The following is a 26,090-nucleotide window of genomic DNA, read 5'->3' on the forward strand; positions in this document are numbered from 1 at the left end:
AGCCCATTATTTATTTTTTATACTTATGACTAAAGCGTTTTCAGTACCTATATTGGGATAAAATATTTTTTCGAACTCTTTTATTGTTTCAATATGCTCATAAGTTTTCGACATAATATCTTCATGTTGTTGAATAATATATATATCTTCTTTTTTGGCTAATAATTCATTGATAAATCTATGGAATTCTTCAGCATTATTCTCTGAATTTTTTGCTGTTATTAAATGATTGGTTGAATCTTCTAAAACATAAACCCAATAATCATCAAGATTTAATCGCTTTGAAAATAAGCATTCTAATGCACTACCGCAGGCTTTATATCGTGTAAATATAAACGTGTTATTCCAAGAGTATTTTTTCGGATCTTGTGAAAATAACTCATCACCCCAGCTAACTTTTTGCTCAATACATTTAATTAAAGAAAGCGGTATTGATTTATTAATTAGTAATTCAAAATAAGCACACATAATTTTCTATCTCAACGATTCTAACCACAACAGAAAAAACTCACGTTGTTCCGACGGTGTAACTAAGGTTTCATTTCGATAGTCATTAAATGTACCGACTAAATCTTCTTGGCGCGCTTGCTTTCCCATTTTCATACAATAAACTGCCATACCACTTCCCATATCACGAGACATTCCTGATGGATAGGTATCTATTCTTGCGCCATGGCAGTGAAAAATAACATCCGTTAGTTGATTACGAATAGCATCTAAACAGGCAAAATAATCTGTTGCTGAAAATTCACCATAGTGATGGCCTTCAATATCGACAGTAATTTTACATTTTCTTTCAGGAGAGGTTGTCAATCGTAATTCAGCGATAGCGTCTTTATGATTAATTGTAATTGGGATATCGAATTGTTTTCCATTCATAGATAAAAGTCCTTTGTTGTTTGCCATTTAACATTCTAATTTATTTTCTATTTACTCATTAATAATTAATCCACTTTTAATCTAATCGTACATATTTATTACTATACAAAAAGATATAAAATCAAATTTACAACCCAATACTCGTGAATGTGCAATTATTAATACTGCTACTGGCGATATTATTTAAACTACAGAACCTTTCATGTACATGATGCCCAATATAGGAAAAATAGTTTACCTGTTTTATCCAATAAACAATAAAAAAACCCCTGATAAATACATACCAGGGGTGATATCAAAATGTCTAAAGACAAAACTAAATAATTAGCGATACATCTTAAACATCGACATCTCTTTCATGTCGTTAAAGACTTTATAAGAAGCCTGTAATACAGACTCTTCTTGATAATAATCTGAAATCGCTTGTGTCCAATCTAAGTCACGCAATTCGCTTAAGCGTTTTGCATTTCTTAAAGTCGTATCTGCACCTAAATCATCTAAATTATCAAGTTCTTGAAGTTGCAAACCTAACTTCGCCTCAACACTAGAAATATTATTTAATGTTGCACGGTTAACACTGTTTGCCGTATCAATTTTCGCTAAGGCAGCATCACGATCCGCTTGTGGCTTACCGATTAAAGGTTCACGTAATGCGGTAATAGCACCATCAAGAGCATTAAAAATATCAGGCTCTGTCCCTTTACCCCCTGAAGATTGTAATGTTTCAATCCCAGTGAAGTTGGTGACCATTTCAATATTGCTATCTACTTTTTGGGTAATTTGCTTGTCACCACCTTGATAGGTGATTTTACCCGTTGCATCAGCGACAAAAGGAGGCTTATCTGATTGGAAACCGGCAAAAATATAACGGCCGACACCATCTTTTGTGTTACCAATACCGACTAGCTGATCTTTTAAACCTTGTAATTGATCAGCCAAAGATGAACGGTCTTCATCACTTAATGTTGCATCATTACCTGCTGCAACCAACGTTTCTTGAATTTTAGTCGTGATATTAACCATTTGGCTTGCTAAGCTCATTTGCAAAGACATACTGTTTTTTGCAAATCCACGCGCTGTCGCATACTGTTGGTTACGTGATTCAGATTGTTTCACCATCACCGCTTGAGAAGCCGCCATGGGATCATCTGAAGGTTTTTCAACACGACGACCGCTGGAGATTTTATTCCCTTCCGTCATCCATTTGCTTTGTGAACTCGTGATATTATCCACGCGCTGGCTAAAAATTTGACTTGAACTTAAACGCACAGTGATATTCCTTATTCTGATGAAACGTTACTTAGAAAACTTGCATAATCGCATCAAACATGCTGTTGGCTGTTTGAATTACTTTTGCATTTGCCATGTAGTATTCTTGAATGCGATACATTTCACCGTACTCTTCATCCAAGTTCACACCAGAAACAGACTGTTGTTGTTCTACAATACTTTTAGTGATAGAAACCTGAGCATCGAAATCAACTTGCGCGGTATTCACTTTATTACCGACCATACTGATCAGTGAGCCATAACCACCAGCAATTGTTGTTTTTCCATCAATAATTTTTGCATCGGGTAACTCAAACAGTTTTTTCATGTTTTCGTTATCACTTGGTGCCGTTTCACCATCTGCATTTAACGAACCCGCAGCAGCAATTTTACTTGGATCAGTGACCGCAACTTTCATACCTGCAATCACATTACCCACAGATTGAACAACAATGGAATCACCCGATTGAGCCTTGCCAGAGAGAGTCATTTTCATCCCTTCAAACTCTAGCTGATCACCTGTTTGAGTCGCTTCAAATTTACGATTACCAGGTTCTACAGTGACGTTCCATTTGCCACCTTCATACTTAACCGTATATTCGGCTGCTTTAACTACTTTTGTATCTGTATATTCAACAGTAAAATTAGCATCGCCTTTGTTTTTACCGTTAGGCATTACATGAGCACCACCAAGGTCGAAGAATTTATCACCTTTTTTACCTTCTAGATCAAAACCTTGCTCATGTTGTTTATTAAATTGATCGCCCAACACTAACGCTAATTGGTTTAATTGGTTACGGCTTGGATCTAACACTTCCTCACGGCTACGGTAAGCGCCGCCAAGTTCACCACCTTTAATGCGTTTTGCATCTACTTCACGAACTTCATCAATACCATTGCTATAACCGATAACAAGGCGTTCGCTATTTTTACTTGATGGAATAGCAGAAACTTCATAAGAGCGAGTACCAGAGACTAATGGCAAACCATTAGCAAATGTGACGTTAACAAAACCACCATCCTGTTGAGTGACTTGCACATCAACCAGTGTGTTTAGCTCTTGAATTAAACGATCGCGTTGGTCTAATAAATCGTTAGGATCAGCGCCATTAAAGCCTTTAGAACGACTAATTTCATTATTTAATTTTGCGATCTGTTTTGTATATTCATTGATATTTTTAGAGGTGTTAGTCACCTGACTATTAATATCTTTTTCGAGGTCACGCAATGATTGGTCTGCTTTAGCAAACATATTAACCATGGCTTCTGCTTTACCAATAACCGTTGTACGCGCAGGGTTATCTTCTGCGTTATTGGTCACGTTTGGTAAGCTGGTAAAAAATTCGTCAATCGCACTCGAAACGTCATTCCCTTTATCTGCTAACAAATCATTAATTTGTGAGATATTTTGGGTATAGCTATTAAGTGCGCTCTGTTTTGACATTGCACGGTTCATTTGACCGGCAAGAAATTCGTTATACTCACGATGAATACGGCTAACATTAACACCATTACCGATATAACCATTACCGGTCATTGTGCCGCTGTTTTCATTAAAAACAGTCATTTGACGGTTGTACCATTTTACATTTTGGTTAGCGATATTATTACTCACAGTGCTCATCGCAGCTTGTGCCGCATTAAGTCCGCTCATCGCTGTATTAATTAAACTGTTGGACATTTGTCTATCCTTTTACGTTTAGTCATCACCCGTATGCACGGAGCATAGCTGGCAAGTTAAATGGATGCTCTGGTCTTTATTATCGGTTCTTCCCCTCTAAACTTGAGGGGAAAATAATTAAAATAGGTCGCTTAAATCGTGAGTATAAGTTTTAGCAACTTGCTCACCACTTCCTTTTAATTGACCAATAATTGAAACCAGTTTTTTCGCATAACCCGGATCGGTGGCATAACCTGCTTCTTGAATACGGTAAGCCGCTTGTTCAGGGGTTTGAGCTTGAGGTACTTTGGCGTAACGAGGACTTTCAGTGATCAATCTGAGGTAATCTTGAATAGCTTCAACATAGGAGCCATAAACACGGAAATTATCACGCATTTTAATTGAGTTACCATCAATCACTTCGGTTGTCATGATATTCGTGACAGGCCCTTTCCAGCTACTTCCTGCTTTAATACCAAACAGGTTATAACTTGGCTTACCATCGCCGGTGAGAATTTCACGTTTACCCCAACCTGATTCAAGCGCAGCTTGAGCAACAACTAAAAGATGGTGTACACCAGTACCTTCTGTGGCTTGTTTTGCAGGCCCTAACAGTTTTGATGCAAAAGAAGCACTGCTTTCAGATAAGCCCTTAAGCTTACCAAGCGTACTTTCAACGGCATTTTGATAAGGCTGCATCGCACGATAGAGTTGCCCCAAAGCTTGCGTTGGCATAGATTGAAAAATATCGCTACCATCTAATGGCATTGGCGTTTTGCCAGCCATTTCACTTGGATCCATCGTGACTTTGGCAGAAAGTTGTTTTTCTATCATGTCAGCAAAGCCCAAGCCTTTTTGTGATAAGTCTTGAGCAATTTGTTGATCATAAAGAGAGGTGTACATCTTGGTACTTTCTGAGTTGAACATGCTTTCTTGAGGAATAGCATCGCGCATGCTTTTTAACATCATTTGAACGAAAACACCTTCAAGTTGCTGCGCCACTTGGCGCAGCCCTTGCTGATCAGCATTTTGTCCAACCTGATATTTAAGTTTATTCAATGCATTACTATCATATGCCGGCGCTGACATCGTCGACATTGAAGAAAGCAGAGATAAATCTTTCATCAGATAATCTCCAATCTCGCACGTAAGCAACCCGCGCTTTCCATTGCTTGCAAAATTGACATTAAATCAGTGGGTGTTGCACCTAATGCATTTAATGTGCGGATCACTTCGTTTAAGCTTGCGCTGGCATTCACTTGTTGTAATGAGCCACCTTGTTCACTCATATTCACGCTAGTATTACGCGTTACAACAGTGCTTCCCCCAGCAAACGGGGTATTAGGTTGACTTACATTAACTTGGCTATCAACCGTAACGGAAAGGTTGCCTTGTGCAATAGCACAGCTTCCTAATGTCACATCACGATTCATCACAACAGAACCGGTTCTTGCATTAATAATCACTTTCGCATCGGCAACAACACGTTTAATCTCAAGATTCTGAACTTCCGCCAAGAAACGGACTTGTTCACTTTTACCGATAGGAACACGTAGTTGAACGGTACGTGCATCTAAAGGAATAGCCGTACCCACACCGCGTAATTTATTAACGGTATCAGAGATGTGTTGCGCTAAAGTGAAGTTTTCTTCATTTAGTTGTAGGTTCAACAAACCTGTTTGACCAAATTGCGAAGGCAATTCACGTTCAATGATAGCACCGCTACTAATACGTCCCCCCGCTAACTGGTTAACTTTAACGCTATTACCGCCCGCAGATGCGCCAGCCCCCCCGACAACAATATTGCCTTGTGCTAAAGCATAAATCTGATTATCAACACCTTTTAATGGTGTCATCAGCAACGTACCACCACGTAAGCTTTTTGCATTACCTAAGGATGAAACAACAACGTCGATTGATTGCCCTGTACGACCAAAAGGCGGTAATTTTGCAGTTACCATTACCGCAGCAACGTTTTTCAATTGCATATTAGTGCCGGGTGGTACGGTGATCCCCAATTGTGAGAGCATGTTATTCAGACTTTGCGTGGTAAACGGGGTTTGCATTGTTTGGTCACCCGTTCCATCTAATCCCACGACCAAACCATAACCAATCAGCGCATTTTCTCTTACCCCTTCAACAGAGGTGAGATCTCTGATCCGTTCGGCATGAGCGGAAAAACCGACACATGTCATCACGATAAAGAAAAGGCTCATCGCTATTTTTTTCATCTGGACCCTACTCATTAAAAAGGTGATACATTTAAGAAGAAGCGTTGTAGCCATCCCATAGACTGTGCTTCATTGATATAACCGTCTCCGATATATTCAATACGCGCATCAGCAACTTGGGTTGAATTTACGGTATTAGCACCACTGATCGTTCTTGGGTTCACAACACCTGAAAAACGGATAAATTCAGTACCTTGATTGATAGCAATTTGCTTTTCGCCAATAACATGCAGGTTTCCATTGGCAAGAAGCTGATCGACGGTAACAGTAATGGTGCCTTTAAAGGTATTGTTCGCATTTGCGCCACCTTTACCGCCAAAGTCACTGTTTCCTTCCATACTCATATCTGTACGTTTATTACCAAACACCCCTTCCAAGAATCCTGGCGTAATCGCAGCAAGGAATCCTGCTTTACCGTTACGGCTGGCATTCGCAGATGAGTTTTTGCTTGCACTGACATTCTCTTGCAATGTAATCGTCAGCGTATCGCCTATATTTCGAGGACGTCTATCTTCAAATAAAGGTTGATAGCCAAAATAAACAGGCTGAGTTGCCTGAAAAATAGAGCCATTGGGTGCCGGTGCAGTGGGTGCCGTTGGAACCGCAGTTGTATTACCTTCTACTAACGGTTTTTTGGGTATATATGCGCATCCCGACAGTGTCAGTACCAACAGGGCGGTACCTAAACGTTGATGACGACGCCATCTGACACTAAGCTTTCTTGCCCCAGAATTGTCAGTAATGACCTTTGTATCCATCTTCGATACTCTTTTAGTAATACGCCTGACAGGAAACCCTGTCAGGCTAATGAACAAACGAAATTAGAGTTGCGTTAGTTTCTGTAACATCTGATCAGATGTTGAAATCGCTTTACTGTTAATTTCATAAGCACGTTGAGTCTGGATCATATTGACCAGCTCTTCAGCTACGTTAACGTTAGAGGTTTCAACATATCCCTGATACAACAAGCCTGCGCCGTTGATACCGGGGGCATTTTCAGTAGGTGCGCCAGAACTTGCGGTTTCTAAGTATAAGTTTTCACCGACACTTTCTAATCCGCTGTCATTAATAAAGGTAGTTAGCGTTAATTGCCCCACTTGTTGTGGCGCTGGTGAACCTTCAATCTCAACGCTGACAGTACCATCACGACCAATCATGACCTTTTTCGCCGTTTCAGGCAGAATAATGGCCGGTACGACTTGGAAACCACTGGTTGTCACTAATTGCCCATTTTGATCCATTTGAAAAGAACCATCACGGGTATAAGCGTCTGTACCATCAGGTAACTGAACATGGAAGAAACCTTGTCCTTTAATCGCCACATCACGCGTACCGTTTGTTTGAGCCAAGTTACCTTGGCTATGTAAACGCTCAGTCGCAACCGGACGAACACCCGTACCAATTTGTAAACCTGATGGCGCATTCGTCTGTTCTGATGTCATTGCACCTGGTTGACGAATTGTTTGATACAGTAAATCTTCGAAAACCGCACGTTGGCGTTTAAAACCATTGGTGCTGACGTTTGCGAGGTTGTTGGAAATCACATCCATGTTTGTCTGTTGTGCATCCAACCCAGTTTTAGCAATCCATAAAGAACGGATCATGGTTTTCCCCTTACACTATTTAACTCAGTGATAGCAATTGGTTAGCTCGTTGCGCATTATCGTCAGCGCTATGAATAACCTTCATTTGCATTTCGAAACGTCTTGCGTTTGCTATCATATCGACCATGGCTTCTGCTGGATTAACATTACTGCCTTCTAACACACCAGCTAACACCTTCACACTATCATCAGCAGGTAATTGCTCACCCGCACGCGCAGTGCCTTTCGGTGATAAATGGAATAAACCATCATCGCCACGAACTAAATCGTTTTGCTCTGGTTTTACCATTTTCAAGCGACCAATTTGACCCAACATTTTTGGCGGATCAGTCGGCACATGCGCCGTCACAATACCGTTATTGGCAATACTGACATCTGCTTGAGGAGGTACTTCAATCGCACCGTTATCCCCCATTAACAAACGCCCTTGCACCATCAACATACCGTCAGCGTTACGCTGAATACTGCCGTTTCGAGTATAGGCTTCGGTGCCATCATCCAGCTGAACAGCCAAATAGCCATTATCACTTAACGCAACGTCCATTGATCTGCCGGTATAGTTCATCGTTCCTTGACTCTGATCGCTACCTGGCGTTGAGGCTACCGTTAATGTACGAGTCGGTAAGGTATCGCCATTGACAGGTACGGCTCGCATTGCACTAAGCTGCGCTTTGAATCCTGGTGTTGATGCGTTTGCTAAGTTGTTTGCCACGACGGCTTGATTTTCCATCGAATGTCTGGCGCCGCCCATCGCGGTATAAATCACATGATCCATAACAGATTATTTCCGGCGTTATTAGCGCAAGCTAACCAGAGTCTGCAGGATCTGATCCTGAGTCTTGATGGTTTGTGCGTTTGATTGATAGTTACGTTGAGCAACGATCATATTGACTAACTCTTGGCTCATATCAACGTTAGACGCTTCTAATGCGTTATTGGTTAATTTGCCAAATACACCAGAGCCTGCCACACCGACGATTGGTGAACCAGAACCGTTAGTTTCAGACCACATGTTGTCGCCTTGTGAGCTTAAGCCACCTGGGTTTGCAAAGTTAGCTAATGCGATTTGACCAACCACTTGGCTTTGTTGGTTTGAGTAAGTCGCCATAATGGAACCATCTTGCTCAATACGGAAGTTAGTGAATTCACCCGCTTGGTAACCATTTTGCGCTAATTTAGAGACGCTTGATTCAGCCACTTTTTGTTGGGTACTGCCGGTGAAATCCAGTTTAATTGAGCCTGTTTCAGAGCCTTTATATGAATCCGTAGTAAAATCAGCCAAATTAGCTGTCTTTAATACACCATTTTTTTCATATTCGATTTCGCCTAAATTCTGTGCTGCTGCTCCTGTGGTCGTATCTTTTACATAGACATCCCACTTATTATCATCTTTTTTAACGAAAAATAAGTTCAGGTTATGTTCATTACCTAAGCTATCGTAAGTGGTAACGTTTGTACTGAAGTTATATGAATCTGTTTTATTAACATCAAAAGCAGTTGCTGGTTTATCTTCATCTGAATTTAAGTTAACTGTCATATCTAACGTACTAGTTTCACTTGCATTCATCATATCGGTAGGAATAACGATAGGTGCTGGTGTAGCCCCTTTTTGTACGATATTTTTACCTGTTGCAGGATCAGAAACTACTGGATAACCTGTTACACGCATACCTTGCATATTGGTCAGGAAACCATTTTTATCTTTACCGAATTCACCATTACGTGAATAGAAAACGCCGCCGTTTTGATCTTCAATACGGAAAAAACCACCACCAGAAATCGCCACATCTGTTGGACGGTTAGTGGTTGTGATACTACCGTCTTTAAAGTTTTGGCTAATACCTGCCACTTTAACACCCAGACCTGCACCTGAACCCGCGAAAACGTCAGCAAAAGAAACGTTTGCACCTTTAAAACCGTAGGTTGCGGAGTTAGAAATATTGTTACCGATAGTATCTAAGTTAGCGGCTGCTGCGTTTAAACCACTTACTGCTTGTGAAAAGGACATGCGCCCTCCAAGTTGAATATGTGTTAGTTAAAGAACCTGACGAATTTCATCCAATGAAACGGTATTACCTAAGCCAACATCAAGGCGGGCACCACCATCCACCATGGACACACTATTCACCAGCGCATAATTCAGTGTCTTAACAGGGACCTGAGCATCATTAAGCGTGGCGTTAACGGTAAATTTATAACTGCCTGTTGGAACTGGATTGTCATCTTCATCAGTACAATCCCAAGAGAAGTTATAAACATCCGGTAGCATCTTTTTGTCCATATTGATTGTACGAACAGTCACACCACTCGCATTGGTGATGTTTATCGTAAGAGAATCGGTTGGACTGAGTAATTCAAAACCAAAAGGTGTTGAAAAAAGGTGTTCACTGTCAGGCGTATTTGGATCCGTACCATCTGCTTTATACGTTCCCATTTGCTGACGTGTTTTTTCATTTTGCGTATCAGGTGTTGGAATTGCGTCATCCCCATCACTGGGTTTTTCAGTCTCACCTTTACCGTCGGTTGGCTGAAAGACAACAATCTTATTCCCCGAGACCATAACACCACGGCCAACGAGAGAAGAAGCGCGCAACGCCTGACTTTGATCAATCTGCCCAACAATGTTATTCACTGTTTTATTCAGTGTCTCAATGCCTTCAACCGTTGAAATTTGAGCTAACTGGGAAGTCAGCTCATTATTTTGCATTGGATTTGTTGGGTCTTGATTTTTCATCTGAGTGATGAGAAGAGTCAGGAAATTCCCTTTAATATCATCACTACCACTTTTTTTCGTATGGTATGAAGAAGGAGCATCCCCGATAATGGTATTATCATAAGGTTCATTCATTGAGGAGGAAATACCCACAATTTATTCTCCCTATTGACCTATCATCAGTGTTTTTTGCATCAGTGATTTTGCCGTGTTCATCACTTCGACGTTAGCTTGGTAGCTTCTTGATGCAGAGATGGTATTAATCATTTCACCCACAACATCAACATTCGGCATACGTACATACCCTTTTTCATCGGCAAAAGGATGTCCCGGCTGATACTCCATACGAAATGGTGCTGGATCATCCACCACTTCAGTGACACGAACACCGCCAATTTCTTGACCTGCTGGGGCGTTTACCTGAAAAACAACCTGTTTTGCACGATAAGGGTCGCCATCTGGACCCGCAACACTGTCAGCGTTTGCCATATTGCTGGCACTCACGTTTAAACGCTGTGATTGCGCTGAAAGTGCTGAACTTGAAATATCGAAAATACTAAATAAAGACATGCTCTTTACCCTACTGTTGCAATACAGCCATCATGCTTTTAACTTGCGAGTTAATAAATGTCACATCAGCCTGATACTTAAGGCTATTGTCGGCAAAATTACTACGTTCCATGTCCATATCCACGGTATTACCATCCATCGCAGTTTGATGAGGCACACGATAAAGTAAGTCCGCTTCTAAGCGATAACCGGGTTTGATCGGGATATGGCGTTCTGATGTCATTGCCAATTGCATGCCATGACTACCAGTACGTCCGTTTTCAATGGTTTTCTTCAATTCAGAAGCAAAATCAATATCACGAGCCTGAAAGCCTGGGGTATCTGCGTTAGCGATATTCGCAGCGAGAATTTCTTGGCGTTTATTGCGTATTGAGAGTGCTTCTTGTTGAAAATGAAACGTATTTTCTAATTTATCGAGCATCTTCTATCCTTGGTGGCTAAGCCACTTACCTCAGCTGATAAAACAATTTCAGTTGACAGAATAAACGCTCAAAAAAAAGATGATTGGAGGAATAGGCGTAAATTGGATTGCTATTTATGCGTTTAAGGCGTGTAAAGTCGATGTACACTGTTATTGCTAAATAATGACAAACGCACAATTAGCATCAACTCTGTAAGGTGATACAAATTATGTTAGTTAGAACTCTTATCGGTCTATTTTCTTTTTTCTTTATGGTGAATGTGAGTATCGCGAAATCACTTCCTGAAGAACTACAAGATTTCTTTGTCGCACTTCATCAACAAGGCGATAAAGTGACGGTGACAGTTTTAACACCAGAAGATAAATGGCCTGTTTGCCAAACACAAGAGATCCAACGTCATGCTGGCTCTCGTAATTGGGGTCGTATTTCAATCCCAATTCAGTGTGATAAACAACGTCGTTTTATTCAAATTGATGTTAGCGTTAATGGTGAATACTTAATCGCGGAAAAAGACCTTAATCGTGATGACATTATTGAAGCGTCTGCCGTTAGCATGGCAACGGGCGAATTAGAAAAATTACCTTATGATGTATTACGTGATCCTGCATTAATTAAAAATGCGATCGCAATGCGACAAATCTCCGCAGGAAAGCCTTTAACTTCCACAATGGTGCGTCGCCCTTGGGCTATTTTGGCGGGACAAACAGTCACCGTATTTGCACAAGGCCCTCACTTTCAGATCCGTTATGAAGGTAAAGCCGTAAACAATGCTGTCGCTAATGAAACGGTTCGAGTAAGAGTTAAATCTGGGCAAATCGTCACCGGAGAAGCACTGGAAGACGGTTCTGTACGCATCCCTCTTTAATAGATTAAAAAACTGATAAGCAGAATAAGCCCCTATTAAATTGCTTGTTACCCGTTTCAGTTATGGCAAGCCAAGGTAAACTCTCTTACGTTGCAATTTGAACAAAAACTGTGTTTGCATACATTTTTACTCTAAATAATTTAAGTTGTAGCTAGACAACAATTTAAAACATAGCCTGTACTTACTCTAAATAATTCAAGTTGTAGCTAGGCGACAAATGAACGAATCGCTAGGAGCATACATAAGTATGTAACTAGTGTGAGTGAGTGCGGTCAGGTTTAAAGAATGACGAGTATGACGAGTATGACGACTAAGATTAAAGTTTTTGATTTGATAGCCGATATAAAGAAGTAAGATGATAGGCGAAAACACATAGGTTGTTTTACAATGGCTTCATCTGACTATTAATTGATGCCTAACAAAGGATTTTCCTATGAGTATTGAACGCGCAAATCCACTGCTTCCGATTAACGCAATTGCACAACGTAACCCGAGTGAAGTCACTCAGGGCTCTCGTAAATCGGGAACGACTGAACAAAAAACTGCAACAGGCGACACTTCTGTAAAACTGAGTGAAGCACAGAAAAAACTTGTTCAACCTGGAAATAAAGACATCAACGTTGAGAAAGTTGCTCGCTTAAAAGAAGCAATTGCCAACGGAACATTAACCATGGACAGCGGTAAAATTGCGGACGCTCTTTTCCGTGAAGCTGCTGAAAGCATAACTCAATAATATTTTAATGATTATGATGGAAGAACTCCGCCAGACTTTAGATCTTCAATTATCACAGCTTAATACCATTGCTGGTATTTTACGTGCTGAACAACAGTTATTATGCGCAGGTAATATTGATATCAATGCCCTACACGAAGTAACTGAACAGAAGAATTTTGTCTTGTCGGCTTTAGGTCATACAGACCAACAGCGTCATACGCTAAGCCTACAAGCCGGTGTAGAAAAACCTTATACAGGGTTGCCGTTCTTATCTGATTTATGGACACAGATAATAGACATCACGGCGGAGTTAAGATATCTAAATCAGCATAACGGATTACTACTCGATCAACACATCTCTCGTAATAGTGATGCTATCCGTTTTTTGCAGAAGAACCACAGCCCAACCCTTTATGGTTCTGATGGGCAAGCGCAGCGTTCACTGCTTGCTGGCCGCAAAATACAAATATAAGTATTGTTAATAATAAAAGTATATTACTCCCTATTTAAATTAATAGATGTGTATTTTAATCCATTACACATCTATTTATGTTCACTCTATTATTATAAATAACATCTAACGAGAAATTCTCTTTTTTTGTTATTTATGTCAATTCCTATTTTTTAATTAAAATAAATTTTTTATTATCATCATTACTATAAATAATTTTTCCTTTATTAATATAAATAGGATATTTACTATTTAGTGTATTTATCATCCCTTCTAGCCTTGTTTTATTTTCTGACTCTATCGTAACTGATGATTGATTAGCGAATATTATTCCTTTAGGCTTATGAAAAAAATTACGCAACTGAGTAGATAAATGGCTATGTGATAAAGATACATATCCTTTATTTGTAAAACTCCCTTTAGCTAAATCAAGTTCAGCATTGGTATTATAAGTCGTAAATCGACCACTATGTTCATTATAAAATGATTTTGCTTTAATCTGTGATACCCGATTTGAAAAATCATACATAGGATATTCTATAGAAAGATTTTCTAACAAACGATAAATACGTCCACTTAATAAATTGATACTTCCATAATTCATCAATTTGCCTTTTGTTTCTATGATAGCATTACCGATATTTATAACACCTTGATTAATAAAATTATTACTTCCTGCATAATAAGTGAATTTATTGGTATTAATAATACTACCAGAATCAAAAAAGAGTTTTCCCTTATGAAATTTTGATTGAAAGTTGTGAAACAAATGATAATTTTGCTTACCATTAATAATATTTAACTCATCAGAAGAAAATATAACATCTTTATTAAACTTAACATCTGTCGAAATAATATTTATTTTATTAAAAACGAATTGATGCATTCCATCAGTGTTAAATTGAATACTGCCTTGATTAGAGATTTTATATTTTCCTATATTTAGATTATCACTCCTTCCATTAATTAAGGTTACTTTTTCAATACCACTAAATGAACAATCATCACAATTAATACCATTAGGATTGGCAATAATAATATTTGCAGGTTTTCCGTCAATAGATAAATCGCCGGCTAATCGTGTTTTATTTATTGAAGTGACTTCATTAATAATAAGAGTAATACCCGAACCTTCTGGGTTATTGAATACAACTCCATTTTCATCCACATTAAAATAAGTATAATAATTATGAGAAATGCCGCGTATATCAGAAGATTCAATGTCAATATTGGCTTTACCCTTATGATAATTAATTGCAAGATCTTTTGCTAAATCAGCATCTTTAACAATCAACTCATTAGCTAAGATATTTGTTGAAAATAAGAGTAAAGCAACAATCATGGTACTACTAAAAAAAGCGTGGCGTTGATGTATTCTCAAAGAAATTAAATTCATGACTAAATCCCATGGATAGTATTAATTACCAATATAAAGTTTACTTTTTATTTTTAATCTATTATTAATGGAGATTTTATCTATCAAATTTTCAATATCTTTATCAAGATATATCTCTCCATATCCATGAGTAATATCAACATTCTTTAAATGATGTTTAAACCCTTCAAAAAAAGAAATTTGCCCATTATGATTAAATTCATTTTTTGAAAAAAGATGGTATATTGGCAACCCACTGAGTATATTTAACGTATCAATAGATTTATTTAATGTGCCTTCCATAAAAATTTTATTAGAAATAAGATTAATTTTTTGACTAGAGATCCGTTTTAAACCCCGAATAGAAACATAATTTTTATCTGATAAAATAAAATCTCTGACACTGTCATTAGTTTTTCCACTCATTAGTGTAAAATCAGTAACTCTGGAGGCGGAACATTTGTGGCATTCAATACCATTAGGATTAGCAATAATGACATGAGCCTTTAGTCCTTCGACTCTAACATTACCATTAATAAAACTAATTTCATTTCCGGTAACTTCATTAATAATAATATTTGCTTTGGCTTCTTTATTATTAAAAATCATCCCTTCTTTAGGAATATTAAATTTATGGTAAAAATTGAGCGAAATACCTTCATCAAGGTTGGTATCTATATTAATTACATCTTTATTTTTTTCATTATCAAAAGTGAGTGTTGTCTTAGGTGATAAATTATCATTTACAATGACATTTTCATCGGCCAAAACCATTTGTGAATTGAATAAAACAAATAAGGGGAAAAGTAATTTTTTATTTTTCATTAATAAATCTCCTATAAAAAAAATTATATTAATGAAATTAATTTCCCTTGATATTATAAATCAAACATCATCTGTAAGGATTAAAACGAGGTAGAGATAAAAAAACACGCAACTAATCAAATAGTCGCGTGTAATAACATGTTCGAAGTAAAGATTATTGGTCTGTATGACGTCTCATTATTAGTTTAGTGTGGCTGTCCACCAATCATCGATGTCATACGAATACGACGACCTTCACTGACTTCCATATTCGACAATACAGCTAACTGTGGCAAGCTACGACGTAAGAAACGTGATAACAATGCACGTAGTGCATGATTCACTAATAATACAGGTGCTCCACCAGACATCTCTTGGTGACGTACCGCATCCGCCGCTTGTTGTTCAATATTCTCAGCCAGTCCCGGCTCTAAACCGCCACCACTTTGCATTGCTTGAACAAGAATACGCTCTAAGCTTGCATCCAACCCAATGACCTGAATTTCATCCTGATCACCAAACCAGTGTTGTGTAATCGCACGGCGAAGTGCAACACGAACAACCGCTGTTAATTCAGCCGGATCTTTCTGCTCTGGCGCATGCTCTGCTAAGGCTTCTAATATGGTTCTCATATCACGAATTGGCACTTGTTCTGATAGCAAGTTTTGCAATACTTTATGCAGTACCGTGAGTGAAAGCATATCTGGGATCATATTTTCGGTCATTTTAGGTAGCTCTTTACTGACCCTATCAAACAACATTTGTGCTTCTTGGCGACCAAATAATTCCGATGCGTATTTCGCTAATACATGGTTAAAATGCGTTGCAATAACCGTACTTGCAGCAACAACGGTATAGCCCTGAACCTGTGCTTGCTCTCTTAAGCTGTCATCAATCCAAACTGCGGGTAAACCAAATGCTGGCTCTTGAGTGATATCCCCCTCTAAAGAGCCAACAGCATTACCCGGGTTGATTGCTAACCAACGACCTGGATGCGCTTCACCGTGACCAATTTCAACCCCTTTCATTAAAATACGATAAGAAGAAGGTTTTAATTCCATATTGTCTCGGATATGGACAACAGGAGGAAGGTATCCCGTTTCCTGAGCAAACTTTTTACGAATACCACTAATTCGACCTAACAACTCCCCATTTTGGCGATTATCTACCATTGGGATTAAGCGATACCCTACTTCCATTGCTAATGGATCTTCAAGTTGAACATCTTCCCATGAAGCTTCAACAACACGGTTTTGTTTTTCAACTTCTTCCATCTCTTTTTGCTGTTGCACTTCAGGATTAGCATTACGACGTAAGATATACCAACCTAATCCACCTAATGCTGCGGTGAAGAAAAGGAAAACAAAGTTAGGCATTCCCGGCACTAAACCCAACAAACCTAGCACGCCAGCGGTTAACAGGAGAACACGAGGATTGTCAAACAGTTGGGTAACCATCTGTTGCCCAACATCTTCATCTGTTGCAACACGCGTAACGATAACACCCGCTGCTGTTGAGATAATCAATGCAGGAATTTGAGCAACCAGACCATCACCGATGGTTAAGAGGGTATAAGTCGTTGCAGCATCGTTTAATGCCATTCCGTGTTGAGCGACACCGACGATAAGACCACCCACAACGTTAATCACAAGGATCATTAAGCCTGCGATGGCGTCACCACGAACGAACTTACTCGCACCATCCATTGAACCGTAAAAGTCGGATTCCAATGAAACTTCTTTACGGCGTTTTTTTGCTTCGTCTTCATTGATAATGCCTGCATTCAGGTCAGCATCGATTGCCATCTGTTTACCCGGCATTCCATCTAACACAAAACGCGCACCCACTTCAGCAATACGTCCCGCACCCTTGGTGATAACCATAAAGTTAATCAAAATAAGGATGATAAAGACCACAATACCAATAGCAAAGTTACCACCAACAAGGAAATGGCCAAAGGCCTCAACAACACGCCCTGCGGCATCTGGCCCTGTATGTCCTTCCATTAAGATGATACGTGTTGAAGCTACGTTTAATGACAAACGTAACAACGTGGTAAACAGCAAAATAGTCGGGAAAGCAGCAAAGTCCAAAGTACGTCGAGTGAACATTGCAACCAACAGCACCATGATGGAGAGTGCGATGTTAAAGGTAAATAATAAATCCAATAGAAAAGGTGGCAATGGCAATACCATCATTGACAGTATCAACAAGATAAGCACTGGCCCTGCCAGTATCTGCCACTGAGAACTTTTCCAATTTCCCGGCAAGCGGAGTAATGAGGCCAAATTAGCCATGACGATTATCTTCTCCAGCAAAGTCCAGTGCGGGAGGCACTGGCAAGTTCATAGGTTGTTTAGGTTTTAAACCACCTTCGGTTTTCCATCGTTTCAGTTGATAAACCCATGCAAGCACCTCTGCAACCGCAGCATAAAGGGTTGAAGGTATTGCATGGCCTATTTCACTGTGACGATATAACGCCCTAGCAAGCGGTGGCGCTTCTAGAAGCGGAATTCGATTTTCTGCACCGATCTCTTTAATTTTTAACGCAATAGCACCGGCCCCTTTTGCTAACACTTTAGGTGCAGTCATTTTGTCGTTATATTGCAGTGCAACAGCATAGTGTGTTGGGTTCGTCACAATAACGTCAGCTTTCGGTACATCCGCCATCATTCGACGGCGAGACATCGCATGTTGTTGCTGACGAATACGCGCTTTAAGTTGCGGATCACCCTCTTGCTGTTTAAATTCGTCTTTAATTTCTTGACGTGTCATACGTAGCTTTTTCAAATGGCTACGAATTTGGAAAATAATGTCGAATGCCACCATCGGTATCAGCATAAAAACCGTAATGTAAACGGCGAAAATAAGCAGTTGCATCGCATTGGCCAGCGCACTAAGCGGTGGAAGCGTGATCAGATGGAGAATATCATTCCAGTTGTGCCATAAAAAAACGGTTGCGGCGATCCCCACAAAAGTTGATTTCAGTATCGCCTTAAATAACTCGGCTAACGCATTCATAGAAAAAATACGTTTTAACCCAGAAATAGGATTCCATTTTTTTGGATCAAACTTAATAGATTTACTACTAAAGTTAATCCCACCTAATAGCGCTGAGCCACCAATTGCCACAAGCACTAAACCCAAAAAAACGGGGGATAACGCAAAAACAGCTTGTTTAATCAAGCTACCAAATCGAGGGATCAACAAATTCTCATTACCGATAAGGTGATGATTAAAGGTAAAACCTTCTGTTAACATGGCATAGAGCTCACGAGTAATAAATCCGCCGCTCATCCATAGCAAACTCACGCCACCTAAGATCATTAAAACGGATGAAAGCTCTTTAGAACGGACAATTTGCCCATCCTTTTTAGCTTTTTCCCGTTTATGGGGTGTGGGTTCCTCTGTTTTTTCGAGATCGCTATCTTCAGCCACAGTCTGTCCGATTTAGATATTGAGATTAAAAGCATGAATGAAATGACTCTAAGCATGACAAATTCAGAGGAAATTGATGGGTTGAACAATCGCAAATTTACGGGGCTTTTTGGGCTATGACGGTATGCACTGAAAAAACAACCCAATGATAAAAATGGAGATATAAGCAATATTGACACTGATTATAAGGAAATCAGCAAAATTAACAGCAAAATTGAGCAATTTTACTTTTGATGTTTATTTCGACAACTTCAAAAGCCGCTTAAAAAAAGCGGCTTACATTTTCTTCAATAGCGTGGGCTATTAAAGCATTATTACGTGATTTTTTATCCATAAAATACACCATCCTAAAAGAGCTGAGCATAGAGCGAATGCGTCCTGCATATCTCAACGTCCTTATCGCCCTAAAACTCATTAGAAGGTTAGAAACCTAAACTTTCCAGTAAATCATCAACTTGATCTTGATTTTTGATCACACCAGCGTTGTTTTTATTCACCTGTGGACCATTTAATAAAGAGTCGGTCTCTTTCTTCACATTAGACTTTTCAAGTTGCTCTGGTGGCAGGTTTTCCATTAATACCATCACGAGTTGTTTTTCAATTTCTTGAACGACACTCATCATGCGTTTAATAACCTGGCCGGTCAGATCTTGGAAATCCTGTGCCATCATAATTTCCAATAACTGACTGTTAGTAAAAGCCGTACTCTCAGGGATATCCCGCAAATAATTGCGGGTATCGGTTACAAGAGAGCGTACATCTTTCAGCTCTTCTGGTTGTTCAAACCATTGGTCCCAACGTTCAGTAAGCTTAGTCGCATCGGCCCCTAACGCATCCTGTTTAGGTTGCGCGGCTTCGACACAGTTCAATGTACGCTCAGCTGCCTGAGCGGTCATTTGAGCAACATAGTCCAATCGTTCCCTAGCGTCAGGGATGGCTTCTGCTGCTTCGGCTATTGCTTTATCCAATCCTAATTCTCGCAAACTGTCGCGTAACATCCGCGTCAATTGTCCGATCCGGCTGATAATATCAGATGTCATTTCAATATTATCTTTCGGCATAATTGGATTCCCACTCATTGCGACTCCTTAGATGCCCAGTTTTTCAAAAATTTTATTTAGTTTTTCTTCAAGAATTGCTGCTGTAAAAGGTTTAACAACATACCCACTTGCACCCGCTTGCGCTGCTGCAATGATATTTTCTTTTTTAGCTTCAGCCGTCACCATTAATACTGGTGTTGCTGCAAGTCCCGCATCACTACGAATATTTTTAAGAAGCTCTAGACCATCCATGTTTGGCATGTTCCAGTCTGTTATCACAAAATCAATTGCCGAATTGCGTAATTTAGCTAACGCGTCAGCACCATCTTCTGCTTCATCTACATTCGTAAATCCTAATTCCTTTAGCAAATTACGAACTATGCGGCGCATTGTTGAAAAATCATCAACCACTAAAAATTTCAGATCCTTACTTGCCATTGAAAACTCCTTCAAAATATATCGGCAAATTACTGTGTTGCTTTTTAAACTGAACTTAATCAGATACGCAATGATTGTGTACTGCTGATTTTCATCAGCACCGCTTTACTCATTGCGCTTATGCTTTTCACTTCGTCTACTGCGCCTACTTCAACCGCAGCACGAGGCATACCAAAGACGACACAACTCGCTTCATCTTGTGCAAAGGTATAACTACCAGCACGACGCATTTCTAATAAACCCGCAGCACCGTCACTTCCCATTCCGGTTAAAATCACACCGATGGCATTACGTCCCGCATATTTGGCGACAGACCTAAATAGTACATCGACAGAAGGACGATGACGGTTAACCGCAGGCTCTTTATTAATGTGGATCTGGTAGTTAGCACCATTACGACGAAGCTCCATGTGATAATCACCGGGCGCAATATAAGCATGCCCAGGCAATACACGTTCGCCGTCTTCTGCTTCTTTTACACTAATTTGGCATAAACGATTTAATCGTTCTGCAAATGAGTGTGTAAACCCTGCGGGCATATGTTGCGTAATTAATATCGCAGGGCTGGTAATAGGTAATGGTTCTAGAAAATTACGAATAGCCTCTGTGCCACCAGTTGATGCACCTACTGCAATCAACTTTTCACTCGAAATCATCGGTGTAAATGACAATGATTTAGAAGGCGGTGCTTGTACTTCTCGACGATTAATCCGCGCCTGTGCTGCAGCACGAATTTTCTCGGCAATCAGTTCACTATAAGCCATCATACCTTCACGCAAACCAAGCTGTGGTTTAGTCACAAAATCAACCGCGCCCAGTTCTAACGCTTTTAACGTCACTTCTGAACCTTTTGCTGTTAATGATGAGACCATAACGACAGGCATTGGTCTTAATCGCATCAGTTTTTCCAAGAAATCAATACCATCCATACGTGGCATTTCAACGTCTAACGTTAATACCTGTGGGTTGTACTTTTTTATTAAGTCACGAGCCACTATAGGATCTGGTGCACAATCAACAACTTCCATATCGCTATGACTGTTGATGATTTCTCGCATGATTTGACGCATTAACGCCGAATCATCAACACAGAGTACTGTTATTTTATTCATAACCTCTCCTTGCTGGTGTCAGCCCGTAAACGGTATGCCCATGCAAGTAGAAATCCTTGCTAAGCTGGCTTACATTCTCAGAATGTCCAACAAACAGCATTCCGTCTGGCTTAAGTAATGAGGTAAAGCGGTTAAGTAAGCTTTGTTGTGTCGCTTTATCAAAATAAATCATGACATTACGACAAAAAATCGCATCAAAACTGCCTTCTAAATCCCATTGCTTGTCGAGTAAATTCAAATACTGAAAAGAGACCATCTCGCTAATTTGCTGTCTAATTTTCACGTATCCTTCAAAATCGCCGACACCTTTGAGAAAATATTTTTTCAAATATTCATCATTTAATGTTTTAAGCTCTTCCAGTCGGTAAACACCTTTTCGTGCTTTATCCAACACATTAGTATCGATATCACTGGCAATAATTTTGGTTTTATAAGGGTTATTCCCAAAAACATCGCGTAAAGTCATCGCAATTGAATAAGGTTCTTCTCCAGTAGATGCAGCTGCACACCATACTCGGTAGACGCCTCCCGCTCTTTTTCTAGCATGTTTTGCCAAAATAGGAAAATGATGCGCTTCCCTGAAAAATGCGGTGAGATTGGTTGTTAGTGCATTTACAAACTCTTGCCATTCAGGGTTGCGTACATCACTTTTAAGAAACGCAAGATAGTCACCAAAGTTATTCATCCGTAATTCACGTAACCTCCTAGTGAGACGGTTATAAACCATCTCCCTTTTGTTGTTAGTCAGCACAATACCGGCCTTTTGATAAATCAATTGGCATATAGATTGGAACTGATCATCGGACAACATGAACCGTTGGGTAAAAATATCCAACGGTTGAGCAGCGATATCTGATAAGACTTCAGTAACATTACGTTTCATTGTTTTTTAATGGGTCTTTTTAAAAAATGATTTTTTATCTGCTTTTTTCAACCCATTACCTTCTAGGGATGATGAGTTATTACTCTCATCCGTGTCAGGCAACTCGAATGCCGATACAGCATTAACAAGGTTATTAGCCTGATCTTCTAATGCTGCGGCAGCAGATGCTGATTGCTCCACCAAAGCAGCGTTTTGCTGTGTCACCTGATCCATCTGACTGACTGCATCAGCGACTTGGTGAATACCTCGGCTTTGTTCATCAGAAGCTGAGGCGATTTCTGCCATTAACTCAGTGACTTTATTTACTGATGTGACGAGTTCCTCCATTGTCTGTCCTGCATTATTAACGAGTTGAGAGCCTTGAGAGACACGTAAAACAGATTCATCAATCAATAATTTAATTTCTTTTGCAGCATCAGCACTGCGTTGAGCAAGGTTACGAACTTCTCCAGCAACAACAGAGAATCCACGCCCTTGTTCACCCGCGCGAGCAGCTTCAACCGCCGCGTTAAGTGCTAATATATTGGTTTGGAACGCAATACCATCAATCACACTGATAATAGCCCCTATCTTTTGCGAACTTTGTGTAATCGCATCCATGGTTTCAACAACACTATGCGTGATTTGGCCACCACGTATGGCTGTTTCAGAAGCCGACTCTGCGAGCTTGCTCGCTTGCAGGGCGTTATCAGCATTTTGTTTTACCGTTGCTGTTAACTCTTCCATGCTTGCCGCAGTTTCTTCTAATGAAGCAGCTTGTTGTTCAGTTCTTGAGGATAAATCCGTATTTCCTTTGGAAATTTCTTGAATACCAGAATGCATAGCATGGCTGTTATCTCGAACGGTACGAATAGAACGCGCGAGCTCGCCACGCATATCTCGTAGTCGTCTAAACACATCCCCTATTTCATCATCGGTGAAGACAAGAATTTCACGATTTAATTTACCAGTGGCAACATCATTAAAATAACGACTTAAACTTGCGAAAGGTTTAATGATATTAAAACTTAGCCAGCGATGAGCGGCGATGGATACAACAATAACCATCGCTATTGCACCGATAAACATTAAGATAGCAATAGTATAAGAGCGGTGTCCTTGCTCTATAGATTCAGTAATTTCACTCTGAACATAATTCATATAGGTATTAAATGAATTTTCCATCGCTGTTTGATAACGTTCCGTCGGTTGATCTAAAAAGCCTTGGAAGTTATTGTTTTTTAACATGCTATGTAATTCAGTTAATGCACCATATAAAACGTGGTAATCGTTTTTTACTGCTTCAACGATTTCTTTTTCTTCTGTTGGGATTGCCTCTTTATTTATTTCAGCAAGGAAATTTTGAAAATGAGTATTCGCCGTTTCCAAACGTGAAAGTGCAATTGATTCAATAGATTGAATATAATCCGTTGACTGTTCAGTTTTCACTGCAATAGCTACACGATTAATCGCATTACGTGTTTGTATTAAAGATGCCCAACTTAATCCTAATTCATCTCGCTTAGATGTATCTATATCTACTCTGGTGATCTGTTCGTTATTCAAATGAATGATCCCTAGCGAAATACCACTAGAAATCATCTGCATAACGCAAAACATCATCAGTAATAAATAGAGACTGGTGGATATCTTTAATTTGCGAAACCTAAACATGCCTTCACCTCGTTTAAAGCGGTGGTTAAAAGCCACCGCTTGTCAGCCACTTGTTGTTGTTAGAAAGTTTCCCAGTTAGCGGGATCTTCAACACTGCTGCTCTTTTTCTTTTCTGAGGTTCCTGGTTTTATAAGTGGAGCAGCGGCTTTAACTACAGGGGTTGCATCCGATTCCTTTCTTTCTAGCGTTTTTTCTTCCTGACCCGGTAATTTGAAGATTGAAACTAAGCGGGTTAATGCAACTGCTTGATCTTCAAGACCAGCAGCAGCGGCTGCAGATTGTTCTACTAAAGAGGCGTTTTGCTGAGTGACACGATCCATTTCAGAAACCGCAAGACCAACTTGTGAAATACCTCGGCTTTGCTCATCTGATGCAGAAGCGATTTCGCCCATGATGTCAGTAACACGCGTTACTGAATCCACGATACGCGTCATCGTCTCACCCGCACTTTCAACGAGTACAGAACCCGTTTCAGTACGACTTACAGAATCTTCAATCAGTGTTTTTATTTCTTTAGCAGCTTCTGCACTTCTCTGTGCAAGGTTACGAACTTCACCGGCAACTACCGCAAATCCGCGACCATGCTCACCGGCTCTAGCCGCTTCAACAGCCGCATTCAGTGCCAAAATATTGGTCTGGAATGCAATGCCATCGATAACCGCTGTGATATCGGTGATTTTCTGAGAACTTCCGGCTATGTCGTGCATCGTTTGCACCACATTAGCAACAACTTTTCCGCCTTGGCGGGCAATATCTGAGGCGTCATTAGCAAGGTTACTTGCTTGGCGAGCATTGTCTGCGTTCTGTTTTACGGTCGCCGTTAACTGTTCCATACTTGCAGCAGTTTCTTCTAACGAAGCCACTTGCTCTTCTGTACGAGCAGATAAATCATTATTCCCAGCAGCAATTTCGCTTGTACTGTTATAAATATTTTCCGTACTTTGATAGACGCCACGAACCGTTTGAATAAGCTCTTGTTGCATATGTTTTAAACCACTTGCTAACAAGCTCATTTCATTGCGACCATTCACTTCGATATTTGGACGTAAATCACCTTCAGAGAAGGTTTTAATACTTAATAGCAGTGAATTTAATGGTCTAATTAAGGCATTACGTAATGCAAACCAGCATAAAATTAATGCCGAGATAACGATAATGGCTAACATAACCATAGTAATGACAGTACGTTGGTGAGAGGCTTCGAGTGCCACATTTAACTCTTCGTTAAATTTCTCATTACGCATAACATATGCAAGATATTCTTTATAAAAAGCGTCTTGATAACCCGTAGTTGGCTGCTCAAAAAAGTCTTTTAAGTTATTATCTTGAAGTAAAATTTCTAATTGGTTTAATGCAGAGAAATATTCGATAAAACGCCCTTTTAGGCTACGAATATCATCTTCTGAGTGAACTTGATAAGCTGTAATATTCTTTTCAAATTCTTTAAATTTCTCATCTGCACGAGACATATTCTTACGAGCAAGACCCGTCAGATAGTCAACAGACAGAGAATCATCTACATTAAGATTTTTATCTCGTAATAAAAAACTAATCGCAGCGCGGTTAATATTATTACGAGCTTGCAGTAAGTTAGCCCAGCTTTCATCTAGGCGCTCACGTTGATCCTGTATTATCAGTGTCTTATCGAGGTCGTTTCTTGTCTCAACAATATTTGAGTAAAAAACGCCTCCTGAAACAAATTGCAAAACACCAAACAACAGAAGAATGGATAATAATCCAGTCACTATTTTCATTCGGCTAAACATAGTTTCCCTTTTTATAATAAACGGTAATGAGCAAGTTATCGGCAGACTTAAGAGAAACTTTATAGGTTTCATTTCGTCTTAGTCACGTTTTGCCCCATCAGAAAGCGGTGGCAATACTGTTTTTAATTAAAATTATAAGTATAAAAAACTTTAAAGTTATTTCCGTCAGTAGAAAATATTACAACTAAAATATTACAACTAG

Annotated in this window: 26 protein-coding genes; 3 read left to right on the forward strand and 23 right to left on the reverse strand. The window is 39.6% G+C overall.

The genetic code is table 11. The features are described from left to right. Positions 1-6: 6 nt before the first annotated feature. The 13 genes from B6258_RS13865 to flgB form a co-directional block, all read right to left on the reverse strand. Positions 7-468, reverse strand: a complete 462-nt coding sequence (locus B6258_RS13865; protein ID WP_069367479.1) for a hypothetical protein — start codon at positions 466-468, stop codon at positions 7-9. Between the two features lie 6 nt (positions 469-474). Continuing rightward, positions 475-879, reverse strand: coding sequence for a hypothetical protein (locus B6258_RS13870; RefSeq protein WP_099075761.1), 405 nt, complete (start codon positions 877-879; stop codon positions 475-477). A gap of 324 nt (positions 880-1,203) precedes the next feature. Continuing rightward, positions 1,204-2,148 (reverse strand): flagellar hook-associated protein FlgL, encoded by a 945-nt coding sequence (gene flgL / locus B6258_RS13875; protein ID WP_099075762.1) that lies wholly within the window; start codon positions 2,146-2,148, stop codon positions 1,204-1,206. A gap of 31 nt (positions 2,149-2,179) precedes the next feature. Continuing rightward, the gene (gene flgK, locus B6258_RS13880; protein ID WP_099075763.1) at positions 2,180-3,829 is read right to left on the reverse strand and encodes a flagellar hook-associated protein FlgK; all 1,650 of its coding nucleotides are present in this window, start codon (positions 3,827-3,829) and stop codon (positions 2,180-2,182) included. Between the two features lie 117 nt (positions 3,830-3,946). Next, positions 3,947-4,933 carry a flagellar assembly peptidoglycan hydrolase FlgJ gene (gene flgJ / locus B6258_RS13885; protein WP_099075764.1) on the reverse strand — a complete coding sequence of 329 codons (987 nt, stop codon included), beginning with the start codon at positions 4,931-4,933 and terminating at the stop codon, positions 3,947-3,949. Beyond that, positions 4,933-6,039 (reverse strand): flagellar basal body P-ring protein FlgI, encoded by a 1,107-nt coding sequence (locus B6258_RS13890; protein ID WP_099075765.1) that lies wholly within the window; start codon positions 6,037-6,039, stop codon positions 4,933-4,935. Before B6258_RS13890 ends, flgJ begins: the two co-directional genes overlap by 1 nt. Positions 6,040-6,053: 14 nt before the next feature. Beyond that, complete coding sequence (locus B6258_RS13895; protein WP_099075766.1) at positions 6,054-6,797, reverse strand: flagellar basal body L-ring protein FlgH; 744 nt, start codon at positions 6,795-6,797, stop codon at positions 6,054-6,056. 63 nt (positions 6,798-6,860) lie between these two features. After that, positions 6,861-7,643, reverse strand: a complete 783-nt coding sequence (flgG, locus tag B6258_RS13900) for a flagellar basal-body rod protein FlgG (RefSeq protein ID WP_036935743.1) — start codon at positions 7,641-7,643, stop codon at positions 6,861-6,863. Between the two features lie 19 nt (positions 7,644-7,662). Then, the gene (locus B6258_RS13905) at positions 7,663-8,418 is read right to left on the reverse strand and encodes a flagellar basal body rod protein FlgF (RefSeq protein WP_099075767.1); all 756 of its coding nucleotides are present in this window, start codon (positions 8,416-8,418) and stop codon (positions 7,663-7,665) included. A gap of 21 nt (positions 8,419-8,439) precedes the next feature. Further along, positions 8,440-9,651: a flagellar hook protein FlgE gene (gene flgE / locus B6258_RS13910; protein ID WP_099075768.1), complete on the reverse strand. Its 1,212-nt coding sequence runs from the start codon at positions 9,649-9,651 to the stop codon at positions 8,440-8,442. A gap of 27 nt (positions 9,652-9,678) precedes the next feature. Further along, complete coding sequence (locus B6258_RS13915; protein WP_099075769.1) at positions 9,679-10,509, reverse strand: flagellar hook assembly protein FlgD; 831 nt, start codon at positions 10,507-10,509, stop codon at positions 9,679-9,681. 12 nt (positions 10,510-10,521) lie between these two features. Then, positions 10,522-10,926, reverse strand: a complete 405-nt coding sequence (gene flgC, locus B6258_RS13920; protein ID WP_023581815.1) for a flagellar basal body rod protein FlgC — start codon at positions 10,924-10,926, stop codon at positions 10,522-10,524. Positions 10,927-10,936: 10 nt separating this feature from the next. Next, positions 10,937-11,347: a flagellar basal body rod protein FlgB gene (gene flgB / locus B6258_RS13925; RefSeq protein WP_006533174.1), complete on the reverse strand. Its 411-nt coding sequence runs from the start codon at positions 11,345-11,347 to the stop codon at positions 10,937-10,939. Between the two features lie 209 nt (positions 11,348-11,556). Between flgB and flgA the strand changes: the two genes are divergently transcribed. The 3 genes from flgA (at position 11,557) to B6258_RS13940 (ending at position 13,400) form a co-directional block, all read left to right on the forward strand. Further along, positions 11,557-12,213, forward strand: a complete 657-nt coding sequence (gene flgA / locus B6258_RS13930) for a flagellar basal body P-ring formation chaperone FlgA (protein WP_099075770.1) — start codon at positions 11,557-11,559, stop codon at positions 12,211-12,213. A 433-nt stretch (positions 12,214-12,646) separates the two neighbouring features. Then, positions 12,647-12,946, forward strand: coding sequence for a flagellar biosynthesis anti-sigma factor FlgM (gene flgM / locus B6258_RS13935; RefSeq protein WP_099075771.1), 300 nt, complete (start codon positions 12,647-12,649; stop codon positions 12,944-12,946). Between the two features lie 13 nt (positions 12,947-12,959). After that, on the forward strand, positions 12,960-13,400 hold the full coding sequence (locus B6258_RS13940) for a flagella synthesis protein FlgN (protein ID WP_099075819.1): 441 nt from the start codon (positions 12,960-12,962) through the stop codon (positions 13,398-13,400). A 145-nt stretch (positions 13,401-13,545) separates the two neighbouring features. Here B6258_RS13940 and B6258_RS13945 read toward each other — a convergent pair whose 3' ends face one another. From B6258_RS13945 to B6258_RS13990, 10 genes are all read right to left on the reverse strand, one after another. Continuing rightward, positions 13,546-14,775: a two-partner secretion domain-containing protein gene (locus B6258_RS13945; protein WP_099075772.1), complete on the reverse strand. Its 1,230-nt coding sequence runs from the start codon at positions 14,773-14,775 to the stop codon at positions 13,546-13,548. 21 nt (positions 14,776-14,796) lie between these two features. Then, positions 14,797-15,579 (reverse strand): two-partner secretion domain-containing protein, encoded by a 783-nt coding sequence (locus B6258_RS13950; protein ID WP_240531594.1) that lies wholly within the window; start codon positions 15,577-15,579, stop codon positions 14,797-14,799. 185 nt (positions 15,580-15,764) lie between these two features. Next, positions 15,765-17,855, reverse strand: coding sequence for a flagellar biosynthesis protein FlhA (gene flhA / locus B6258_RS13955; RefSeq protein WP_099075773.1), 2,091 nt, complete (start codon positions 17,853-17,855; stop codon positions 15,765-15,767). After that, positions 17,848-18,996 carry a flagellar biosynthesis protein FlhB gene (flhB, locus tag B6258_RS13960; RefSeq protein WP_099075774.1) on the reverse strand — a complete coding sequence of 383 codons (1,149 nt, stop codon included), beginning with the start codon at positions 18,994-18,996 and terminating at the stop codon, positions 17,848-17,850. Before flhB ends, flhA begins: the two co-directional genes overlap by 8 nt. A gap of 422 nt (positions 18,997-19,418) precedes the next feature. Continuing rightward, on the reverse strand, positions 19,419-20,075 hold the full coding sequence (gene cheZ / locus B6258_RS13965; RefSeq protein WP_099075775.1) for a protein phosphatase CheZ: 657 nt from the start codon (positions 20,073-20,075) through the stop codon (positions 19,419-19,421). Positions 20,076-20,084: 9 nt separating this feature from the next. Continuing rightward, complete coding sequence (gene cheY / locus B6258_RS13970) at positions 20,085-20,474, reverse strand: chemotaxis response regulator CheY (RefSeq protein ID WP_099075776.1); 390 nt, start codon at positions 20,472-20,474, stop codon at positions 20,085-20,087. A gap of 59 nt (positions 20,475-20,533) precedes the next feature. Then, a complete protein-coding gene (locus B6258_RS13975) occupies positions 20,534-21,586 on the reverse strand; it encodes a protein-glutamate methylesterase/protein-glutamine glutaminase (protein ID WP_099075777.1) in 1,053 nt (350 codons plus the stop codon). Then, complete coding sequence (gene cheR, locus B6258_RS13980) at positions 21,579-22,469, reverse strand: protein-glutamate O-methyltransferase CheR (RefSeq protein ID WP_099075778.1); 891 nt, start codon at positions 22,467-22,469, stop codon at positions 21,579-21,581. Before cheR ends, B6258_RS13975 begins: the two co-directional genes overlap by 8 nt. A gap of 6 nt (positions 22,470-22,475) precedes the next feature. Then, positions 22,476-24,122 (reverse strand): methyl-accepting chemotaxis protein, encoded by a 1,647-nt coding sequence (locus tag B6258_RS13985; protein ID WP_099075779.1) that lies wholly within the window; start codon positions 24,120-24,122, stop codon positions 22,476-22,478. 59 nt (positions 24,123-24,181) lie between these two features. Further along, on the reverse strand, positions 24,182-25,888 hold the full coding sequence (locus B6258_RS13990; protein ID WP_099075780.1) for a methyl-accepting chemotaxis protein: 1,707 nt from the start codon (positions 25,886-25,888) through the stop codon (positions 24,182-24,184). Positions 25,889-26,090: the final 202 nt, after the last annotated feature.

The sequence above is a fragment of the Proteus alimentorum genome, assembly GCF_002607735.1.
Lineage (GTDB): Bacteria > Pseudomonadota > Gammaproteobacteria > Enterobacterales > Enterobacteriaceae > Proteus > Proteus alimentorum.